At 62.5% G+C, this 19,943-nt stretch carries 18 protein-coding genes; 10 read left to right on the top strand and 8 right to left on the bottom strand.

Features of this window, described 5'->3' with window-relative positions:
- Nucleotides 1-31: 31 nt before the first annotated feature.
- Nucleotides 32-490 carry a MarR family winged helix-turn-helix transcriptional regulator gene (locus tag NKI58_RS22390; RefSeq protein ID WP_023678314.1) on the bottom strand — a complete coding sequence of 153 codons (459 nt, stop codon included), beginning with the start codon at nucleotides 488-490 and terminating at the stop codon, nucleotides 32-34.
- A 197-nt stretch (nucleotides 491-687) separates the two neighbouring features.
- On the opposite strand from NKI58_RS22390, the gene NKI58_RS22385 reads away from it, so the two are divergent.
- Nucleotides 688-1,479 (top strand): SDR family NAD(P)-dependent oxidoreductase, encoded by a 792-nt coding sequence (locus tag NKI58_RS22385; RefSeq protein WP_023678313.1) that lies wholly within the window; start codon nucleotides 688-690, stop codon nucleotides 1,477-1,479.
- Between the two features lie 11 nt (nucleotides 1,480-1,490).
- Here NKI58_RS22385 and NKI58_RS22380 read toward each other — a convergent pair whose 3' ends face one another.
- Nucleotides 1,491-2,090 carry a LysE family translocator gene (locus NKI58_RS22380; protein WP_352789162.1) on the bottom strand — a complete coding sequence of 200 codons (600 nt, stop codon included), beginning with the start codon at nucleotides 2,088-2,090 and terminating at the stop codon, nucleotides 1,491-1,493.
- Between the two features lie 92 nt (nucleotides 2,091-2,182).
- Here NKI58_RS22380 and NKI58_RS22375 point away from each other — a divergent pair, with 92 nt between their 5' ends.
- Complete coding sequence (locus NKI58_RS22375) at nucleotides 2,183-3,052, top strand: LysR family transcriptional regulator (protein WP_352638255.1); 870 nt, start codon at nucleotides 2,183-2,185, stop codon at nucleotides 3,050-3,052.
- Nucleotides 3,053-3,108: 56 nt separating this feature from the next.
- Here the strand turns inward: NKI58_RS22375 and NKI58_RS22370 are convergent, their stop codons facing one another.
- Nucleotides 3,109-3,762: a dihydrofolate reductase family protein gene (locus NKI58_RS22370; protein WP_023678310.1), complete on the bottom strand. Its 654-nt coding sequence runs from the start codon at nucleotides 3,760-3,762 to the stop codon at nucleotides 3,109-3,111.
- Between the two features lie 151 nt (nucleotides 3,763-3,913).
- On the bottom strand, nucleotides 3,914-5,281 hold the full coding sequence (locus tag NKI58_RS22365) for an Nramp family divalent metal transporter (protein ID WP_352789166.1): 1,368 nt from the start codon (nucleotides 5,279-5,281) through the stop codon (nucleotides 3,914-3,916).
- A gap of 236 nt (nucleotides 5,282-5,517) precedes the next feature.
- On the opposite strand from NKI58_RS22365, the gene mntR reads away from it, so the two are divergent.
- From mntR to NKI58_RS22350, 3 genes are all read left to right on the top strand, one after another.
- Nucleotides 5,518-5,973, top strand: a complete 456-nt coding sequence (gene mntR / locus NKI58_RS22360; protein WP_023678308.1) for a manganese-binding transcriptional regulator MntR — start codon at nucleotides 5,518-5,520, stop codon at nucleotides 5,971-5,973.
- A 223-nt stretch (nucleotides 5,974-6,196) separates the two neighbouring features.
- Nucleotides 6,197-7,114 carry a KPN_02809 family neutral zinc metallopeptidase gene (gene ypfJ, locus NKI58_RS22355; RefSeq protein ID WP_352450712.1) on the top strand — a complete coding sequence of 306 codons (918 nt, stop codon included), beginning with the start codon at nucleotides 6,197-6,199 and terminating at the stop codon, nucleotides 7,112-7,114.
- Between the two features lie 151 nt (nucleotides 7,115-7,265).
- A complete protein-coding gene (locus NKI58_RS22350) occupies nucleotides 7,266-8,534 on the top strand; it encodes a TCR/Tet family MFS transporter (protein ID WP_352789172.1) in 1,269 nt (422 codons plus the stop codon).
- Nucleotides 8,535-8,589: 55 nt separating this feature from the next.
- Here NKI58_RS22350 and carA read toward each other — a convergent pair whose 3' ends face one another.
- On the bottom strand, nucleotides 8,590-9,807 hold the full coding sequence (gene carA / locus NKI58_RS22345; protein WP_352789175.1) for a glutamine-hydrolyzing carbamoyl-phosphate synthase small subunit: 1,218 nt from the start codon (nucleotides 9,805-9,807) through the stop codon (nucleotides 8,590-8,592).
- A 319-nt stretch (nucleotides 9,808-10,126) separates the two neighbouring features.
- Between carA and NKI58_RS22340 the strand changes: the two genes are divergently transcribed.
- On the top strand, nucleotides 10,127-10,576 hold the full coding sequence (locus tag NKI58_RS22340) for a GatB/YqeY domain-containing protein (RefSeq protein WP_352789178.1): 450 nt from the start codon (nucleotides 10,127-10,129) through the stop codon (nucleotides 10,574-10,576).
- A gap of 57 nt (nucleotides 10,577-10,633) precedes the next feature.
- On the top strand, nucleotides 10,634-11,191 hold the full coding sequence (locus NKI58_RS22335; protein ID WP_352450715.1) for a GNAT family N-acetyltransferase: 558 nt from the start codon (nucleotides 10,634-10,636) through the stop codon (nucleotides 11,189-11,191).
- Nucleotides 11,192-11,193: 2 nt separating this feature from the next.
- Here the strand turns inward: NKI58_RS22335 and NKI58_RS22330 are convergent, their stop codons facing one another.
- From NKI58_RS22330 to NKI58_RS22320, 3 genes are all read right to left on the bottom strand, one after another.
- A complete protein-coding gene (locus NKI58_RS22330; protein WP_352789181.1) occupies nucleotides 11,194-12,375 on the bottom strand; it encodes an MFS transporter in 1,182 nt (393 codons plus the stop codon).
- 128 nt (nucleotides 12,376-12,503) lie between these two features.
- A complete protein-coding gene (locus tag NKI58_RS22325; protein ID WP_023678301.1) occupies nucleotides 12,504-12,713 on the bottom strand; it encodes a DUF2061 domain-containing protein in 210 nt (69 codons plus the stop codon).
- Between the two features lie 132 nt (nucleotides 12,714-12,845).
- On the bottom strand, nucleotides 12,846-14,510 hold the full coding sequence (locus NKI58_RS22320) for a Na/Pi cotransporter family protein (protein ID WP_352789184.1): 1,665 nt from the start codon (nucleotides 14,508-14,510) through the stop codon (nucleotides 12,846-12,848).
- Nucleotides 14,511-14,887: 377 nt separating this feature from the next.
- Here NKI58_RS22320 and NKI58_RS22315 point away from each other — a divergent pair, with 377 nt between their 5' ends.
- The 3 genes from NKI58_RS22315 to rpoD all read left to right on the top strand — a co-directional run bounded on the left by NKI58_RS22315 (nucleotide 14,888) and on the right by rpoD (nucleotide 19,773).
- Complete coding sequence (locus tag NKI58_RS22315; RefSeq protein WP_352789187.1) at nucleotides 14,888-15,259, top strand: RcnB family protein; 372 nt, start codon at nucleotides 14,888-14,890, stop codon at nucleotides 15,257-15,259.
- Nucleotides 15,260-15,415: 156 nt separating this feature from the next.
- The gene (gene dnaG, locus NKI58_RS22310; protein ID WP_352789189.1) at nucleotides 15,416-17,377 is read left to right on the top strand and encodes a DNA primase; all 1,962 of its coding nucleotides are present in this window, start codon (nucleotides 15,416-15,418) and stop codon (nucleotides 17,375-17,377) included.
- A gap of 374 nt (nucleotides 17,378-17,751) precedes the next feature.
- The gene (rpoD, locus tag NKI58_RS22305) at nucleotides 17,752-19,773 is read left to right on the top strand and encodes an RNA polymerase sigma factor RpoD (RefSeq protein ID WP_023678297.1); all 2,022 of its coding nucleotides are present in this window, start codon (nucleotides 17,752-17,754) and stop codon (nucleotides 19,771-19,773) included.
- The last annotated feature ends 170 nt before the right edge of the window (nucleotides 19,774-19,943 follow it).

The following is a 19,943-nucleotide window of genomic DNA, read 5'->3' as shown; positions in this document are numbered from 1 at the left end:
CAGTGGAGCTTGGCTGCCGGCCGCCGATAGTTCAAGTCGCGGCCGGCGGTGCGTCAAAATTCAGCGCGGCGATTTCGTCCAGCGCCGCTCGCAGGCTTGCCGCCTGCTCTTTGCCAAACATCTCCTCGAAGCGCTGCTGAGCGACTTGCCACAGCTTCAGGGCTTCTTCGAGCTTGGTCCGGCCCTGCGGTGTCAGCCTGACGCGCCTGATGCGGCGGTCGGCAGGGTCGGCGAAGGTCTCGACATAACCGTCGCGGATCAGCGGCTTCAGCGTATGACCGAGGGCCGACAGGTCCATGACGAGGGCCGCGGCAATGGCACCCATCGTCGGTTCGTTGCCGACGTGGATTTGATAAAGCAGGCCCTGCTGCGTGGCCTTCAGACCCGATGGGGCCAGCACATCGTCATAGAACTGGCCGAGTTTCCGCGTCGCGCGGCGCAGCATGGCGTTATTGCAAAGCGCCAGGCCGGGCAGGGTGGTTTGGGACATTGGCGGATTTCCGATGAGGGACCGGAAGGGACCCCTCGATGCAAACCAGAAATAGTCCTTGCTCCCCGGATTGACAAGATGGTGGCATATGCCTACGTTCAAATAGTGGCATATGCCGATAATTCGTGTGCCAGTCGAAGCAGGGTGTGTTGCCGTGCGGCACTGGCATTTGGAATCGAACCAGAAGGAGCAAGACAATGAGCAATCAGGACAAAGGTACAGCGGTCGTCACCGGCGCCTCGTCCGGCATCGGCGCGGTCTATGCCGACCGGCTCGCCGGCCTAGGTTATGATCTGGTGCTGGTGGCGCGGCGCGCCGATCGGTTGGAGGAATTGGCGGAGAGGCTCCGCTACGCGTATGGCATCAAGGTCGGCGTCATCAGCGCCGACCTGGCCGACGACGGCGATCTGCGACGGGTCGAGCAGGCGATATCAACCGACGACAGCGTGACGCTGCTGGTCAACAATGCCGGCCTTGGCGGCGCGCAGATGGTGGCAACGGCCGACGCTGATGTGGCCGAGCGCATGATCAAGGTCAATGTCGTGGCTTTGACTCGTTTGACCCGCGCGGTCCTGCCGGAGCTGCTGGCGCGCAACCGCGGTGCCATCGTTAACATCGCGTCGGTGCTGGCCTTCGACACCTCGTTCGGCGGCATCTACAGCGGCACAAAGGCTTATGTCGTCAACTTCACCGAGGCCTTGCAGCGGGAAGTCGCCGACAGCAAGGTCGCCATACAGGTCGTGCTGCCGGGGGCTACGCGGACCGAGTTCTGGGAAGTTGCCGGAAGCGATATTGCCGACCTGCCGGCAGAGATCGTTATGACTGCCGACGATCTGGTCGATGCAGCGCTTGTCGGCCTGGCCAAGGGCGAAACCGTCACCGCGCCCGGGCTCTCCGATCCGGCTGGGTTGGAATCCTATCTTGGTGCGCGGCAAGGTTTCTTCGGCAGCCTGCTGGCCGGCAAGCCGGCGGCACGCTACGCTGCCTGAAATAACTGATCTTACGCTGTCCGCCACATAGGAATGATCGAGGCGGCCAGCAGCAGGCCAAGCACGGCGTTGAGCATGCGCCACTGCCGCTCGGTTCGCAGCAACCGGGCGAGCAGCGTGCCCGCCACGCACCACGCCGCCAGCGATAGGGCCGCTGCAAGACCGAAGACCGTGCCGAGCAGCACGGCGAGCTGCAGCGGCCCGTTGGCGAGCGCGGCAAAGGATGCCGCCGCTCCCAGCCCCATGGCCCAGCCCTTTGGGTTCATCCATTGCAGGCCGGCGCCGCCCAAAAAGCTGTTCGGCTTTGCCATGGCCACGTCCAGGTTGGGCGGACCGCTGCGGCCGATCTTGAGGGCAAGCCACGTCAGATAGAGGGTACCGGCCATTTTCATTGCCAGTTGCAGCGAAGGAGCGGCAGCCAGCAGACCGGCGAGCCCGGCAACACCTGCCGCAGCCACCGTAGCCAGGCCGGCCGCACTCCCGGCCATCAGCGGGATAGAGCGGCGAAAGCCGAACTGCGCGCCGGACGCCGTCGACAAGGTCGTGGCCATGCCGGGCGTTGAGGTTGAGACCAGCGCGAACAGGACGAGGGGAAGGCCGGTTTCAAACATGCTGCTTCCTTTGAAGCCTGCACCGTAGGCTGTTCGGCTCATCAGTAAATGCAATGTTTGCTATGACAGGCATTAGCAAATATAATAGCCGGATGCTCCGCAACCTCGATACTGCCCTGGTTCGAACCTTCGTCACCGTTGCCGACAAGGCTAGCATGACGGCGGCGGCCAACGTGCTGCATTTGACGCAAGGTGCCGTCAGCCAGCAGATCAAGCGTTTGGAAGAGGTTCTCGGCTGCAGCCTGTTCGATCGCGATCGGCGCGGATTGCGATTGACCCGCTCCGGCGAGCGATTGTTCGGCAAGGGCAAGCGCCTGCTTTCCCTCAATGACGAGATCCTGGCGGAGATGGTGGGCGATGCGGTTGCCGGTCAGGTGAGGCTCGGGGTGCCGTACGACCTTGTCGGCACCTTGCTTGCGCCGGTGCTGAAGGCCTATGCCGAGGCCTATCCGCAGGTCGAGATCTCGCTTGTCTGTGCTTCGTCGCCAGAGTTGGCCGCAGCCTTGGCGAGCGGCACGATAGAGCTCGCGGTGATCGAGGAGCCGATCGGTCGGTCGGCCGGTGAATGCCTTGTTGTCGACCGGCTGGTCTGGGTCGGCGCCAAAGGCGGCGCCGCCCGCGGCAAGCGGCCCTTGCCGGTTTCGATGGTCGCCGAGACCTGTGCGTTCCGCCCGGTGGTGCTGGAGGCGCTTAACGAGCATGGGCTGGAATGGCGCACCGTATTCGAAAACGGCAGCATCGACGCGACGACGGCGACGGTGCGTTCGGACTTGGCCGTCACCACCTGGTTGGCGTCGACCGTGCCTGTCGACCTCGACATTTTGGCCAACGATCCGGAGCTGCCGTCATTGCCGAATTTTTCGATCAATCTGCATTTGCCGAAGCACGACGTCGCCCCGGCTGCACTGGCATTCGCGGGCCACCTCCGCGATGGGTTGGCAGGGCGACGAGAGGCGGCTTAAAAACAGCAAAAAGGACGGCCAGTGTTCAGCCGTCCTTGATCGCCCCGCGGCGGCATCTACTTCCAGTTCTTTCGCCGCTCGATCTCGGCTTCGGACGGCTGCTCCGTGGCAAATGACCCGGTCTTGATCTCGCCGGAGCGTTCATAGCTCGCCATGAGGACGCCGGTGGTCGATGCCTGCGAACGGGTCAGCTTGAAGGCGGCAGGTATCGTGCCGCTGCCGAACAGTTTTTTGCCCTTGCCCAGCACCAGCGGGAAGATCAGCAAGCTGATCTCGTCGATCAGGTCATTGGCGAGCAAGGTCTGGATCAGCTCGCTCGATCCCTGAATGAGCAGGTCGGGGCCGTCCTCCTGCTTCATCCGGCGCAACGTCGCCACGACATCGCTGCCGAGCGGCTGGCTGTTTTGCCAGGACAGCGAATCCGGCCTGTGCGTCGCCACATATTTGGTGACGGCGTTGAAGCTGTCGGCGATCGGATCATTCTTCTGATAAGGCCAGTGGGCGGCGAAGATGTCGTAAGTCTTGCGGCCGAGAAGCAGCGCGAACGGTTTTGAAAACGTCTCGCCCATCGCGGCGCCCATCACATCGTCCCAGTAGTGAAACGTCCAGCCGCCGAATTTGAAGCCGCCGACAGGGTCCTCTTGCGGGCCGCCAGGCGCCTGCATGACGCCGTCGAGGCTGACGAATGTTGCGGCGATGATCTTCCTCATTGGAGCTCCCTTTCCCTGGTCCGTGCCGTCATGGCCGGAGTTCGAGCCAAGGACGGGCGAACGGACATTTGTCCGACAGCGGCCGGCAAATTTCTAGGACCGGGGGCAGGTGACTGCCGACCTTATCGTCTCAGCTTGGAGCCGAGAACGCTCAGCCCAAGCCAACGACCGTATCGTAGAGCAGCTTGAAGTTGAGCACCAGGATGAGCGCGGCAACCACCCAGGCCAGCACGGCAACAGCGCGGGAAATGGCGAAATTGCCCATCTTGCGCTTGTCCGAGACGAACTGCACCAGCGGTACGACAGCGAAGGGGAGCTGCATCGACAGGATTACCTGGCTGAAGACCAGCAACTGGCCGGTTCCCTTCTCGCCATAGAGCGCGGTGACCACCACCACCGGAATGATGGCGATGCCGCGCGTCAGCAGGCGGCGCGCCCATTGCGGGATGCGCAGCCGCAGGAACCCTTCCATCACGATCTGGCCGGCGAGCGTCGCCGTCACCGTCGAGTTCAGGCCGGAGGCGAGCAGCGCTACGGCAAACAGGATGGAAGCGATGCCGAGGCCAAGCAGCGGCGACAGAAGCTCGAAGGCCTGGCCGATCTCGGCAACGTCATGATGACCGGTGCCGTGGAACGCCACCGCCGACACGATCAGGATGGAAGCATTGACGAACAACGCCAGTATCAGCGCGATGGTCGAGTCGGTCGTCGCCCATTTGATGGCGTCGCGCTTACCGCGATCGGTGCGCTCATAGGCGCGGGTCTGCACGATCGAGGAATGCAGATAGAGATTGTGCGGCATCACCGTGGCGCCGATGATGCCGATGGCGATGTAGAGCATGGCCGGATTGGTGACGATCTCGGACGACGGCACGAACATCGCGTGCAGGATGGAGCCGACCGGCGGGGCGGCGGCAAAGATCTGAATGGCGAAGCAGCCGAAGATGATAATCAAAAGCGCTATGATGAAGGCCTCGAGGAAACGGAAGCCCTTGTTCATCAGCAGCAGCAGCAGGAAGGCATCGAGCGCGGTGATAATGGCGCCGCCGATCAGCGGAATCCCGAACAGCAGTTGCAAGGCGATCGCCGTGCCAATGACCTCGGCCAGGTCGCAGGCAATGATGGCCAATTCGCAAGCGACCCAAAGCATGAAATTGACCGGTCGCGGATAATAGGCGCGGCACGCCTGCGCAAGGTCGCGGCCGGTGGCGATGCCGAGCCGGGCGGCGAGTGCCTGCAGCAGGATCGCCATCAGGTTCGACAACATGATGATGAAAAGCAGCGTGTAGCCGAATTGGGCCCCGCCGGCGAGGTCGGTCGCCCAATTGCCCGGATCCATATAGCCGACCGAAACCATGTAGCCCGGCCCCATGAAGGCGAACAGCCGGCGAAGCCAGATCCCCGAGTGCGGCACCGAGATCGTTGCGTTGACTTCGCGAAGGCTGGGCTGCTCGTCGTCACCCGGGCGGGCAAATCGCCACATGGACCGGGGGGCTGAGGTGGCTTCGGCTTCCGACATGAAATGGCTTTCCACTGGAACGATCGATGTTGTCTCCTTATCTATGCCACGGCTGAACATTATGCAATATGCTATATTTCATTGTCTGAGCTTTTTCCTGTGGCCGCTTGGCCGTGCGGCCGGAACGGCAGTGAACGCCGGTTGCGCCGGCCACCGAATGGAAATAAACGGCCAGAACCAATAGGGTTCCGTGTTATGACCGCAATGTCGATTCAAACTGCCGGGAGGAGCGCGTATTGGCGCTGAAGAAAAGACCGGTTCCTCGCGAAAAGCCGCTGCCTGACGCAGAAATCCACTCGGAAGGCTTCAGGCAGACGCGTGAAGCGCGCCGCAGCGCGCTGGTCGAGGATTATGTCGAGCTCATCGCCGACCTGATCGAGGATGGCAACGAGGCGCGCCAGGTCGATATCGCGGCACGGCTCGGCGTCGCTCAGCCGACGGTGGCGAAAATGCTGACGCGGCTGTGCGCCGACGGGCTGGTCTCCCGGAAGCCTTATCGCGGCGTGTTCCTGACCGATGCCGGCCGCAAGGTTGCGGAAGAGAGCCGCATTCGCCACCAGACGGTCGAGGCCTTCCTGCGCTCGCTCGGGGTCAGCGCCGAGACGGCGCGCATCGACGCCGAGGGCATCGAGCATCATGTCAGCGCCGAGACGCTCGAAGCCTTTCGCAAGGCAATAATCGCCGCCCGCTGAAAAGCACGGCCAGCGTATCTCTTCGCGCGACTCGTTTCCCACGAGCAGGGTGAACGGCACAGACCTTGCGATGTCTCGGCCAGAGCAGGCAAGCGTCAGCAAGCATTGCTTGTTCGCACGAAAAATACTGTGACTTGGCGTAACCATTGAGATAATTGTTGTCGTGTCCGATCGAACCGGGACACGGCCCGATCGGCCGGAAAATTGCATCACGGGGGTTGCCATGCTCTGGAAGGGCCGTCGTCAGAGTGACAATGTCGAGGACGAGCGCGGCCAGAGCGGCGGGCTTGGCGGCGGGCCGGGGCAGTTTCGCATCCCGATCGGCGGTCGTGCCGGCGGCGGCGGCATGTCGGGCATTATCATCGTAGGGTTGATTTTTCTGGCAGGGTGGTATTTCGGCTTCGACCCGAGTCAGATCCTCGATAACAGCGGCTTGCAGCCCGGCGGCGGCCAGATCACCGACAATAGCGGCGAGCAAGGCGGCGGCACCGGTGCGCCGGCATCCGACGAGATGAAGCAGTTCGTGTCGACCGTGCTGGCCGAGACCGAGGATACCTGGACCGGTATTTTCCAGTCCGAGGGCCTGACCTATCAAGATCCAAAACTGGTCCTGTTCAGCGGCCAGATTCGCTCCGCCTGCGGTTCTGCCTCGTCAGCGGCCGGACCATTCTACTGTCCCAACGATCGCAAGGTCTATCTCGACACCACCTTCTTCCAGCAGCTCGATCAGCAGTTCGGTGCCTCGGGCGATTTCGCACAGGCCTATGTGATCGCGCATGAGGTCGGCCATCACGTGCAGAACCTCGTCGGCATCCTGCCCAAATTCAACCAGATGCGGCAGAGCATGGGCGAAGCGGACGCCAACCACATGTCGGTGCAGGTCGAGCTCCAGGCCGACTGCTTTGCCGGCATTTGGGCACATTTCACCGGCCAGAAGGGCATTTTGGAGCAGGGCGACATGGCGGAGGCACTGAACGCCGCCAAGCAGATCGGCGACGACACGCTGCAGAAGAAGATGCAGGGCTACGTCGTGCCGGAAAGCTTCAACCACGGAACGTCGCAGCAGCGGCAGACCTGGCTGGCGCGCGGCTTCCAGAACGGCAAGCTTTCGGACTGCGACACGTTCAACAACCCGATCTGAACCGCCGGTTTTCTCGCTAATCCGAGAGACTGGATCGCAGTCAGGGGATGTCAGGATGAAAGCACTCGGCCCGTTCCCTCATTGTTCCCAGCGATGTGCTCGCCTATAAGGTGTGTTCCCGTTCGCTCGGGCGGCCCGAGGAGATACCATCATGATAGACCCCAAAACCGCCAGGCGGGGCCTTGCGCTTGTTTTCACCACCCTGCTGCTCGACATCATCGGCTTCGGCATCATTATGCCGGTGCTGCCGGCCTATCTCAGGGAATTGACCGGCGTCGGCATCAGTGAGGCGGCTATCGAGGGCGGCTGGCTGTTCTTCGTCTATGCGGCGATGCAGTTCGTTTTCGCACCAGTGATGGGTGGGTTGAGCGACCGGTTCGGACGGCGGCCTATCCTGCTTGCCTCGGTGCTGACGTTCGCTATCGACAATCTGGTCTGCGCTATCGCCTGGTCCTATCCGATGCTGTTCATCGGCCGCGTGCTGGCCGGCATTTCCGGCGCCAGTTATTCCACGACATCGGCATTCATTGCCGATATCTCGACCGACGAAAATCGTGCGAAGAATTTCGGGCTGCTCGGCATTGCCTTCGGCGTCGGCTTCGTCATCGGGCCGGTTCTGGGCGGGTTGCTCGGCACGTTCGGGCCGCGTGTGCCGTTCTATTTCGCTGCCGGGCTTGCTTTCGCAAACTTTCTGATCGCGCTGTTTCTGTTGCCGGAAACACTTGATGACAAGCACCGTCGCCGCTTCGAGTGGAAACGCGCGAACCCGGTCGGCACGCTCGTCCAGATGCGCAACTACGAAGGTATCGGCTGGATCGGACTTGTCTTCTTTCTGATGACGCTGGGGCACATGATGTATCCTGCGGTCTGGTCGTTCGTCTCCAGTTATCGCTATGGCTGGAGCGAACAACAGATCGGCTTCTCGCTAGGCGCCTTCGGCCTGTGCGGGGCGATCGTCATGGCGACAGTCCTGCCGCGCGTGATCCCTAAGCTTGGCGAGTGGAAGACGGCGGTAATCGGTCTGGCATTTACCGCACTCAGCGCCTTCGGCTACGCCTTCGCGTCACAAGGCTGGATGATCTATGCAGTGATCGTCGTTGGATGTCTCGAGGCGTTGGCCGACCCGCCGCTCAGAAGCCTGGCGGCCGCCAAGGTGCCACCTTCCGCCCAGGGCGAACTCCAGGGCGCGATGACCTCGATCTTCTCGATCACCTCGATCATCACACCGCTGCTTTATACGACGATCTTTTCCTGGTTCACGGGGCCGAACGCGCCCGTGGTTTTCGGCGGTGCCCCGTATCTGCTCGGCACGATTTTCCTCACGCTGGCGCTCGTCGTCTTCGTCACCAGGGTGGCCAAGCCGACGCCGAAGGAAGTCAAACGCATGCACGCGCAGGAAGCGGTGACAGACCGGGCTTGATCGGCGCCGGGAGCTCGGCCGGCGCCGTCAATCAAATCCGTTTTTACGCAATGCGCTAAACACGCTCGGCCAGTGCCGGCTCGCCGCGCTTTTCGCGGATGAGATTGACGAAGCGGCGAAACAGATAGTGCGAATCCTGCGGGCCGGGCGAGGCTTCGGGATGATGCTGGACCGAGAAGACCGGCCTGCCGGTGAGCGCAATGCCGCAATTCGAACCGTCGAACAGCGAGACATGCGTTTCCTCGACGCCGCTCGGCAATGAGTCGGCGTCGACGGCAAAGCCATGGTTCATCGAGACGATCTCGACCTTGCCGGTGGTGTGGTCCTTGACGGGATGATTGGCGCCGTGGTGGCCCTGATGCATTTTTGCGGTCTTGCCGCCCAGCGCCAGCGCCAGCATCTGGTGGCCGAGGCAGATGCCGAAAAGCGGGATTTCGGTCTTCAACAGATCCTGGATGACCGGAACGGCGTAGTCGCCGGTGGCTTCCGGATCGCCAGGGCCGTTGGATAGAAAAATGCCGTCGGGCCGCATCGCCAGGATCTCCTCGGCGCCGGTTTTTGCCGGCACCACAGTGACCTTGGCGCCGAGGCCGGCCAGCAGGCGCAATATGTTGCGCTTGACGCCGTAGTCGACGGCAACGACGTGCATCGACGGATCAGCCTGTTCGCCAAAGCCCTCGTTCCAGACCCAGGGCGTCTCGCGCCAGACCGAGGACTGGCCGGAGGTCACCTCCTTGGCGAGATCAAGCCCGATAAGCCCTGACCATGCGGCGGCGCGGCGCTTGAGGTCATCGACGTCGAAGATACCGTCGGGCGCGTGCGCGATGACGGCATTGGGCATGCCCTTTTCGCGGATCAGCGCGGTCAGCGCCCGCGTGTCGATGCCTGAAAGTGCGACGATGCCGCGCTTCTTCAGCCACTGGTCGAGACCGGTTCCGGCGCGGTAATTCGACGGGTTGGTGACATCGGCCTTGAACACGGCGCCGACGGCGCCGGCGCGGGCCAGCGGGTTGAGGTCCTCGATGTCTTCGTCATTGGTGCCGATATTGCCGATATGCGGAAAGGTGAAAGTGACGATCTGGCCGGCATAGGATGGGTCGGTGAGTATCTCCTGGTAGCCGGTCAGCGCGGTGTTGAAGCAGACCTCGGCGACGGCGGAGCCGGTGGCGCCCAGACCGCGGCCCTCTATGACAGTGCCGTCGGCCAGCACCAGCAGGGCTGTCGGCCTCTCGGTGGCCCAAGGGGGGGTCGACGCGGCTGTCATCGTTGCCATGGCGGCACTCCTAAAGGTTGCGCCCTCAGTCGGCGCAACAAAAGGCGCGAAGCGGCGATCTCACAGCCTCGGCGCGCTAAGTTTTCACTTGTGCCTGTCGTTGCCCAAAATCGCTACGCATTTTTGGGCGACGTGCACTAGAATTCAATTCATGCAAGGCCCAGTACATAGGGGAAGGCGCCAAGGCGGTCAATGATGCCGCGCCGTGCGTGCCTGGATTTATATCGTCGAACAATATCAGCGGTTTGCCGGACGCTATCGAATTTGCCTTGAGCTATCGGCACGACTATTGTCCGCGGCATTCGAAGGAGAAAGCACCATGCGAGGCAAAATCGCCGAATCCCTGAAGAGTGCGATGAAGGCGCAGGACAAGCGCCGGCTGCCGACATTGCGGCTGATCCAGGCGGCCATTCATGATCGCGACATCGCCAATCGCGGCACCGGCAAGGAGCCGGCCAGCGACGACGAAATCCTGCAGATCCTGGCCAAGATGGTGAAGCAGCGCGAAGAATCGGCCAAGGCGTTCGATGACGGCAAGCGGCCGGAGCTTGCAGCGCAGGAGCGCGACGAGATGGCCATCATCCGCGACTTCCTGCCGACGCAACTGGGTCAGGCCGAGACGGAAAGCGCCGTCCGTTCCGCCATCGCCGAGACCGGCGCTAGCGGCGTCAAGGATATGGGCAAGGTGATGGCGGCGCTCAAGGAGAAATACGCCGGTCAGATGGATTTTTCCAAGGCGAGCGGCATCGTCAAGAGCCTGCTTCAGTAAGCTGCCGAAGGCCCTTGCCGTCGCGTCCGCAATCCGGCAGCCAAAAAGCTCGCGCCCGTGATCGAACTCGTCAAACCGGCGCTTGAACACCTGCCGTCCTACAAGGCGGCCCTCGAGCGCGGCTGGTCGCCGGACAATGTGCGGCTGCTCGACGCGACGCGCGAGCAGCTTGCGGCTATCGAAAAGGATCCGGCGACTTTCCTTGGCGATCTCGACGATTCCGATGGCAAGGGACCGCCGATCACCTTGCCCGACGGTTCGACGGTGCCGCGGCTGCCCGGATTCCGGCGCTGGATCTGGGACGGGGAAGTCGCAGGCTCAATCGGCCTGCGCTGGCAGCACGGCACCGCGGCGCTGCCGTCGCATGTGCTCGGCCACATCGGCTATGCGGTGGTGCCGTGGAAACGGGGACGCGGCTATGCGACCGAGGCGCTGCGGCTGATGCTGGTGGAGGCGAGGGCGGTTGGCCTGCCCTTCGTCGAAATCACCTGCAAGCCTCACAATGTGCCCTCGCAGATGGTCGTTCTGGCCAATGGCGGCCGGCTCGTCGGGCGTTTCTTCGAGGACGCCGCCTATGGCGGCGCGGAAAGCCTGCGCTACCGGATCGATCTGTAGCCCTATTCGGCGGCAGCCGGCAGCGGCGGCGCAGCCCGGCTTCGCCATTCCCAGACATGCGAGGCAAGCGCAACCGCGACCGCGACCAGCATGGCGATCGCGCCAACCACCGGCAGGCTGCGATAGCCATAGCCGGCATTGAGCATCGCCGCGCCGAGCGATGCGGCGAGCGCGATGCCGACATTGAAGCCCGACGGGATGAGCGACGAGGCAAGGTTGGAGGCGTCCGCGGTCCAGGTCAGGATGCGGGTCTGGATCGGCGTGCCGATGGCAAAGTTGAGGCCGCCCCAGACGAAGATCGCTATCACCATCGGCAGCGGGTAAGGGCTGACAGCGTAGATCAAGGCGAGCATTGCCGCCTGTAGGAAAAGCATGGCGATGAGCGACGGCATCAGCTTCCAGTCGGCGAGCCGCCCGCCGGCGAAGACGCCGATCGTTGCGCCGACCCCATTGAGCAAGAGCACCCAAGGTATCCATTTCTCGTCGAGGCCTGTGACCTCAAGCAGCGTCGGCGTGATGTAGGTGAACAGGCCGAACTGGCCGATCATCAGCATCAGCATAATAATGAGTGAGGTCCAGACCTGCTGGCGTGCGAGCACGCGGACCTCGCTTCCAAGGCTCGCCGACGGGCTCGACGATCCCGTCTTGCGAGGCAGCAGGGCGCCGATTGCCGTGAAGGCCACCACACCGAGCGCGCACATCACCCAGAATGTCGCACGCCATCCCCAGATGTTGCCGATTGCCGTGCCGGCCGGAACGCCGATTACGTTCGATACGGTGAGGCCGGACAGGATCAGCGCCACCGCCATGCCGCGCTGGTCTTCGCGCACGAGGCCGACGGCCACAACCATGGCAACGCCGAAATAGGCGCCATGCGCCACGGCCACCGCTATCCGCAACAGCAGCATCGAGGCGAAGTCGGGCGCCAGCGCGCAGGCGGCCTGGCCGATGGTGAAGGCTGCAGTCAGTCCAAGCAGCAGGGCCTTGCGGGAGAACCTTTTGGTGGCGAGCGCCAGCAGCGGGCCGCCGACTGCAATGCCGCCGGCATAGCCGGAAACGAGATAGCCGGCGGTCGGGATCGCGACGCCAAGGCCCTCCGCCACCTGCGGCAGCACGCCGGCGATGACGAATTCGGTGGTGCCGAAGGCGAAGGCGGCAATGAACAGGGCAATGAGGGGGAGCATGGCGGAAAGACGATCCTCGGATAAGGTCGCCTCAAACCACGGATGAGGGCAGCGGGCAATCCAGAAATTGTCGACGCCGCTTTAGCTTTTCTTGATCGCCGGTCAGGCGCCCGCCGCGGAGGCAAGAGCTAGGCGGCTGCCTTCCTTCCATAAGGAATTTTCAGCCACGCTCGCTCGTGAAGATAGTAGAGCAGCGACTTGGTGACGACCTCGGTCAGGCCGATGGCCGCGGCGAGCTTGATGCTTCCGGTCACGACGAGCGAAATGATCATCGTGTCGATGGTGCCGGTGACGCGCCAGGAAAGCGCTTTGGCGAAGCTGCGGGAATGGGTGTCCATCGACTTTCCTTCCGGTAGATGCGGCGATCTTTAGCCGACAGACAGGAGGTGGCGCAAAGATAATTTTTGCGCATTGGCCCACAGCAATTTTCATAGGCGATGTTCTGAAGCTTCCCGGCCTGTGGATGCAATCTATCCAGCCTTCAGCCGCGAACCGGTGAGCAGGCCGCGCTCCTCAAGCACGGGATAGGCCATCGAGGCGAGCAGCGAGTTGATCTGCTTGAGGTCGCGAATGGTGTCGAGATGGATCGAACTGGTCTCGACGCTCTTGGGGGTGCCGTCGCGCAGCCGCACGAAATGGCTCTGGCTGGTTTCCTTCTCGCGGTCGCGCAGCCGGTCCTTTTCCAGTACCAACTGGCGAGCGGTCTCCGGATCGCGGGACACCAGCACGTTGAAGGCAAGCCTGGCATTGGCAAGCACCAAGGCATGGAAGGCGCAAAGCTCGCGCCAGCCTTCCGGCGTGAACTCCAATCCGCGCTCGAATTTCTTCTTCACGTGGACCAACATGTTGCGCACGATGATGTCACCGACCTGCTCCAGCTTGACGCAGGCGCCGATCAGTTCCTGGCAACGCAGGGCCTCGTCCTCGCTCAGCGGGTTCTTGGTGACCCTGGCCAGATAGAGCTTGATCGCCGCGTGCTTTCTGTCGACACGGTCGTCGAGTGCGGCCAGCGCGCCAATCTTTTCGGCATCGGCGCTCTCATAGAGCTCGATGATCCGTTTCAGCATGATCTCGACCGTTTCGCAGACCCGCACCACCTCGCGGGTGGCGTTGGCTAATGCCTGGCTCGGCACGTCGAGAGCACTTTCGTTGAGCGCCGAAAGCTCGACGACGTCGAGCGCGTTGGCGGCCTGGGGCTTGGTGCCCAACGCCACGATCCTTTCCGAGGCGCGATAGACCAGGCTCGCCAGCGGTAGGCCGGCGATCAGGATCAGGATGTTGAAGACAATGTGGGCATTGACGATCTGCTCGGGCACCGTGCTGCCCAAGAAGGCGACCGGCGGCTTGAACGTCAGGAACAGGATCAGCATGATCAGCGAACCCATGCCGCGCATCAGGAGATTGCCGATCGGCACGATACGAACGCCGGGTTCTGCGTTGCGGGTTAGAAGCGGCGCGATGATCGAAGAGCCGAGATTGACACCGAGCACCAGCACGATGCCGAGTTCGGGCGGGATGAAGCCGCGGCCGGCCAGCGTCAGCATCAGCAGCACCGCGGCGATCGAGGAATGGAACAGCCAGGTGACCAACGCCGCCAGAAGATAGGCGGTGACCGGATCGCCGGAGAAGTAATCGACGATGAGCGGCATCAGCGTGCTCTGGCGCAGTGGCTCCGACGCCTGGCCGATCATCTCCAGCGACAGAAGCAGCAGGCCGATGCCGACCAGGATGCGGCCGAACTGGCGCCAGTCGCGCCGCTCGGTGGCCATGAACATGACGGTGCCGGCGACCAGGCAGATGGGCACCAGCAGCGACAGATCGAAGGTGAGCAGCTTGACCACCAGTGCCGAGCCGATCTCGGCGCCGCGCACCGCAAGCTGGCCCGACATGCCGCTGACAATACCGGAGCCGGCGAATGAGCCGACCAGCAAGGTGACGGCGGTCGAGCTTTGCAGCGCGACAGCCAGGCCGCAGCCGGCCAGAACCGCCATGAACGGATTGCGCATTGTGGCGCGCAGTTTGTGGCGCAGCACATCGCCATAGGCGCGCTCGACGCCGGTCTTCACCAAACGGGTGGCAAACAGCATCAATGCGACCGCACCGGCAAGGTGCAGCAAAACGACAGAGCCACTCATGCCCGACCCCGCAACCCAACAGATGCCAGCGACGCGGGCGCCGTGACGTCAAGGGTGCAAAAGTGGGCGCGAATCGTGGACATTGCAGAGGTTGATATTACTCCGATTTATTTTAGCCGAATAATAAATTTTCCCGGTTTCGACGCCTGTTGGCACGCGACGGAGCGTGTCGGAAATGGATGGTTGACAAAATGGTTGCATAGACTGCGGAGTTGCGGCGGGTCATGCGTCCATTCTCGGACGCCCGCTTTAAAGATAGCGCTGAATTAGTCGTTCTAAATGTAGGAAATCATTACGAAAACGTAATCTCGGTGTTCAGTTTCGGTTCATCCTCCCGGCTCTATTCCGTAGGCATCGACAACCAAGGAGTACCCGCCATGAAACGTATCGTTCTTTCCGCCATTGCCTTCTCGATGCTGGCTGCAACCACCTGGCAGGGCCAGGCTGCACCTCTGAACACACCAAACGCGCCGCAGTCGAACTACAGCCAGGTCGACTGGCAAAGGCCCGGCAGGCATGTCGACGTGAACAAGCGCGTCGTGGTGAAGAAAAAGATCGTCGTGAAGCGCAGCCATTGGCGCAACGGCCAGAGATATTCCAGCTGGAAGCGTCACCAGCCGATCCGCGACTACCGCCACTATGGCCTGCGCCGTCCGGGTCCCGGGCAGGAATGGATCCGGGTCGGCAACGACTATCTGCTGGTCAGCGTTCTCTCCGGCCTGATCTTCGGCGCCATCGCCGCGCAGTGAGCCCGGAATGGCTGACCGCGCTGCGTCGGTTTAGATCGAGAAGGCGGCCCGCGGGCCGCCTTCTCTTTTTGGCCTGTGAAAACCGGGTATGATCGCCATTAGGAGTCGTCGGGCTTCGCTCGTGTGATTATATGGAGGCCAAACGAGCTGTCCCCCATGCGCTTTCCGCCTGCTTTCCTCGACGAGATCCGCGACCGCGTGCCGATTTCTTCGGTGATCGGCCAGCGCGTCGCGTGGGACAGGAAGAAGACTAACGCGCCGCGCGGCGACTATTGGGCGTGCTGTCCCTTCCATGGCGAGAAGAGCCCGTCCTTCCACTGCGAGGACAAGAAGGGCCGCTACCATTGCTTCGGCTGCTCGGTTTCGGGCGACCATTTCAAGTTCCTGACCGAACTTGACGGGATGAGCTTTCCTGAAGCGGTCGAGAAGATCGCCGACATGGCCGGCGTGCCGATGCCGGTTCGCGATGCCCAGGAGGAGCGGCGCGAAAAGGAACGCGCCAGCCTGACTGACGTCATGGAGATGGCGACGGCGTTCTTCCAGGAACGGCTGCAGGGACCGGAAGGGGCAAAGGCCCGCGCCTATCTGCGCGACCGGGGGCTGACACCGGCGACGCAGCAGTCTTTCCGCCTCGGCTATGCCCCCGACAGCCGCAATGCGCTGAAGGAGCATCTTGCCGCCAAGGGTGTCCTCAAGGCCGACATCGAGGCGTGCGGGCTGGTGCGCCATGGCGACGACGTCCCGGTTTCCTACGATTGGTTCCGCGACCGCATCATGTTCCCGATCCCGGATTCCAGGGGCAAGATCATCGCCTTCGGAGGGCGGGCACTGGCGCCGGATGCGCTGGCCAAATATATGAACTCGCCCGATACGGAGCTCTTCCACAAGGGCAACGTGCTCTACAATTTCGCCCGTGCGCGCCAAGTGCTGGGAAAGGGGGCGCTGGCCAAGGGCGGCACCGTCATTGCCGTCGAAGGCTACATGGATGTGATCGCGCTGGCGCAGGCCGGCTTCGAAAACGTGGTGGCGCCGCTCGGCACCGCGTTGACTGAAAACCAGCTCGAACTTCTATGGCGCATGGCTGGCGAGCCGGTGCTGTGCTTCGACGGCGACCAGGCCGGGTTGAAGGCAGCGTGGCGCGCCGCCGACATGGCGCTGCCGGCGGTCCAGGCAGGCCGCTCCGTGCGCTTCGCCCTGCTGCCGGAGGGCAAGGATCCCGACGATCTGGTCAAGGGTGACGGGCCGGATGCGTTCCGCGCCGTGCTTTCCGAGGCACGGCCGCTGGCCGACCTCTTGTGGATGCGCGAGACCGCCGGCGGCATCTTCGACACGCCGGAACGGCGGGCGGAGCTCGAAAAGACTCTACGCGAACTGACCAGCCGCATCCGCGACGAGAGCCTTCGCTATCACTACCAACAGGAAATGCGCGAGCGCGTGCAGAGCTTCTTCGGTGCCCAGCGCGGACGCCAGGGACGTCAGGACGGACGGCCCGGTGAGCGCTTCCCGGGCAGGGTCTCAGCACCCGGCGGACAGTTTGCACGTGGCGGAAATGCCGGTGGGCGCACCGCGATCACCGAAAGCCTCGGCCGCTCGGCGCTGGTCAAACGCGGTGGCGAGGGCATGTCGGTGCGCGAGGCGACGATCATTGCGGCCCTCGTCAACCATCCCGTGCTGATCGACGAGAATTTCGCCCATGTCGAGTTCCTCGATCTCGCCAATTCCGATCTGAAGCGGCTGCATGCGGCCATCCTCGACGCCATGGCGCACGATATGGCCAACAACCGCGAGGCTGTAATCGCGACGATCGAGCGGGCCGGCTGCGGTGAGATCTGGCAGCGCGCAGTGGCGCTGATCAAACGTGCGCGGCAATGGCCGGCGCTGGAAACGGCAGCACTCGACGATGCTCGCGATGCGTTCAGCCAAGCTCTCCACTTGCAGCGCAGCGCGCGCACCTTACATAAGGAGCTGAAGCAGGCGGAAGCAGCGCTCGCCAGCGATCCCACGGACGAAAATTACCGGCACCTGGTCGAAATCCAGGCGCAATTTCGTGATGTGCAGGCAACGGAAGCGCTGATCGAAGGGTTTGGCGTATCGTCGGGCAGAGCTGGGCGCGTTTAGATCGAAGCCTCCAGAAGACTGAAATGTAAGGACGTGCTTGCGCGTTGAATCAAGCGTGCGGTGCTCTAAGTCGGGTAATTGATTCGCTTTTTTCATGCGAATCATGCGAGAGGCGCTTGACCTTCCGGCAGAATGGCGGAATCAGGTCGATTCGAAACGTTAGCCCGCCCCGGCATCGACGGGAATGCAGCGATGTAAGGTACTGATCACTGGACAGGCAGTCAGCTTGCCACAGATATCAGGGTTAATCTGGACTTAACGAGAGATGCAGTTACTGGCCCGGTAAAGCGCGTTCTGGAAGGAGCGCATCCAATTTGACCGGACCGGCAGCTTACGCGGCTTTGATACTCAGCCGCTTGGAGAAAATAAAGACTATGGCGACAAAAGAAAAGGAAGAAGTCGAGACCGAACGCGAGGCCGCGACCGATGGCCCTCTGCTCGACCTTTCCGACGATGCTGTCAAGAAGATGATCAAGGCCGCCAAGAAGCGCGGTTATGTCACCATGGACGAGCTGAATTCGGTGCTGCCCTCGGAGGAAGTGACCTCCGAGCAGATCGAGGACACGATGGCCATGCTTTCCGACATGGGCATCAACGTGGTCGAGGACGACGAGCAGGGCGAGGAGCCCGAAGCCGCCGATACCGCCGCTGACGCCGAGGAAGACGCCAACGAGCTGGCCGAGCAGACCGGCACCGCCGTCGCCGCCACCACGACCAAGAAAGAGCCGACCGACCGCACCGACGATCCGGTCCGCATGTATCTGCGCGAGATGGGCTCAGTCGAGCTTCTGTCGCGCGAGGGCGAAATCGCGATCGCCAAGCGCATCGAGGCCGGCCGCGAGACGATGATCGCGGGCCTGTGCGAAAGCCCGCTGACTTTCCAGGCCATCATCATCTGGCGTGACGAGCTCAACGAATCGAAGATCCTGCTGCGCGAGATCATCGACCTCGAGGCGACCTATGCCGGGCCGGAGGCCAAGCAGGCGCCGGTTGTCGAGCGTATCGAGGAGGCCAAGACCGAGGAAAAGTCGCGCCGTTCGCGCGAGGACGAGGACGACATCACCAATGTCGGCGGCGACACCCGTGGCCTGGTGGACGATGACGAGGAAGACGATGACGAGGCGAGCCTGTCGCTGGCGGCGATGGAAGCGGAACTGCGCCCGCAGGTGATGGAGACGCTCGACGTCATTGCCGACACCTACAAGAAACTGCGCAAGCTGCAGGACCAGCAGGTCGAGAACCGGCTGGCCGCCGCCGGCACGCTGTCGCCCAGCCAGGACCGCCGGCTGAAGGAATTGAAGGACCAGCTGATCAAGGCGGTGAAGTCGCTGTCCTTGAACACGGCGCGCATCGAGGCGCTGGTCGAGCAGCTCTACGACATCAACAAGCGCCTGGTGCAGAACGAAGGCAAGCTGTTGCGGCTGGCCGAAAGCTATGGTGTGCGCCGGGAGGAATTCCTCAAGGAATATCAGGGCTCGGAGCTCGATCCGAACTGGACCCGCTCGATCGGCAATTTGACTTCGCGCGGCTGGAAGGAATTCACCAAGAACGAGAAGGACGCCATCCGCGACCTGCGCGCCGAGATCCAGAACCTCGCCACCGAGACGGCGATTTCGATCCAGGAATTCCGCAAGATCGTCAACCAGGTGCAGAAGGGCGAGCGCGAAGCCGCGATCGCCAAGAAGGAAATGGTCGAGGCCAATCTGCGCCTCGTCATCTCCATCGCCAAGAAATACACCAATCGCGGCCTGCAGTTCCTCGACCTGATCCAGGAAGGCAATATCGGCCTGATGAAGGCGGTCGACAAATTCGAATACCGCCGCGGCTACAAGTTCTCGACCTACGCGACGTGGTGGATCCGGCAGGCGATCACCCGTTCGATCGCCGACCAGGCGCGCACCATCCGCATTCCGGTGCACATGATCGAAACGATCAACAAGATCGTGCGCACCTCGCGCCAGATGCTGCATGAGATCGGCCGTGAGCCGACGCCGGAAGAACTGGCGGAAAAGCTCGCCATGCCGCTGGAAAAAGTGCGCAAGGTGCTGAAGATCGCCAAGGAGCCGATCTCGCTCGAAACGCCGGTCGGCGACGAGGAGGATTCGCATCTTGGCGACTTCATCGAGGACAAGATGGCGATCCTGCCGATCGACGCAGCGATCCAGGCCAATTTGCGCGAGACGACGACGCGCGTATTGGCCTCGCTGACGCCGCGCGAAGAGCGCGTGCTCAGAATGCGCTTCGGCATCGGTATGAACACCGACCACACGCTTGAAGAGGTCGGCCAGCAATTCTCGGTCACCCGCGAGCGTATCCGCCAGATCGAAGCCAAGGCGCTGCGCAAGCTCAAGCACCCGAGCCGGTCGCGCAAGCTCAGAAGCTTCCTCGACAGCTGAGGCCAACAAGGGTTAGGGATTCAAAGGGCGCCGTCGGCGCCCTTTTTCGTTTGTGCATAGGCGATCGGCTATTCGACGCTATCGCTCTGTCGGTAGCTTTTCAAGTTGTCCGGTTTTTGTAGCACATCAGATGTCCGCTTCTGTTTGTTGCAGGAGGTGCGTCGAAGCGG

Origin of the sequence: Mesorhizobium sp. M0522, from assembly GCF_040321085.1 — a bacterium.
Lineage (GTDB): Bacteria > Pseudomonadota > Alphaproteobacteria > Rhizobiales > Rhizobiaceae > Mesorhizobium.
This window is presented reverse-complemented; position numbering and strand designations above follow the sequence as displayed.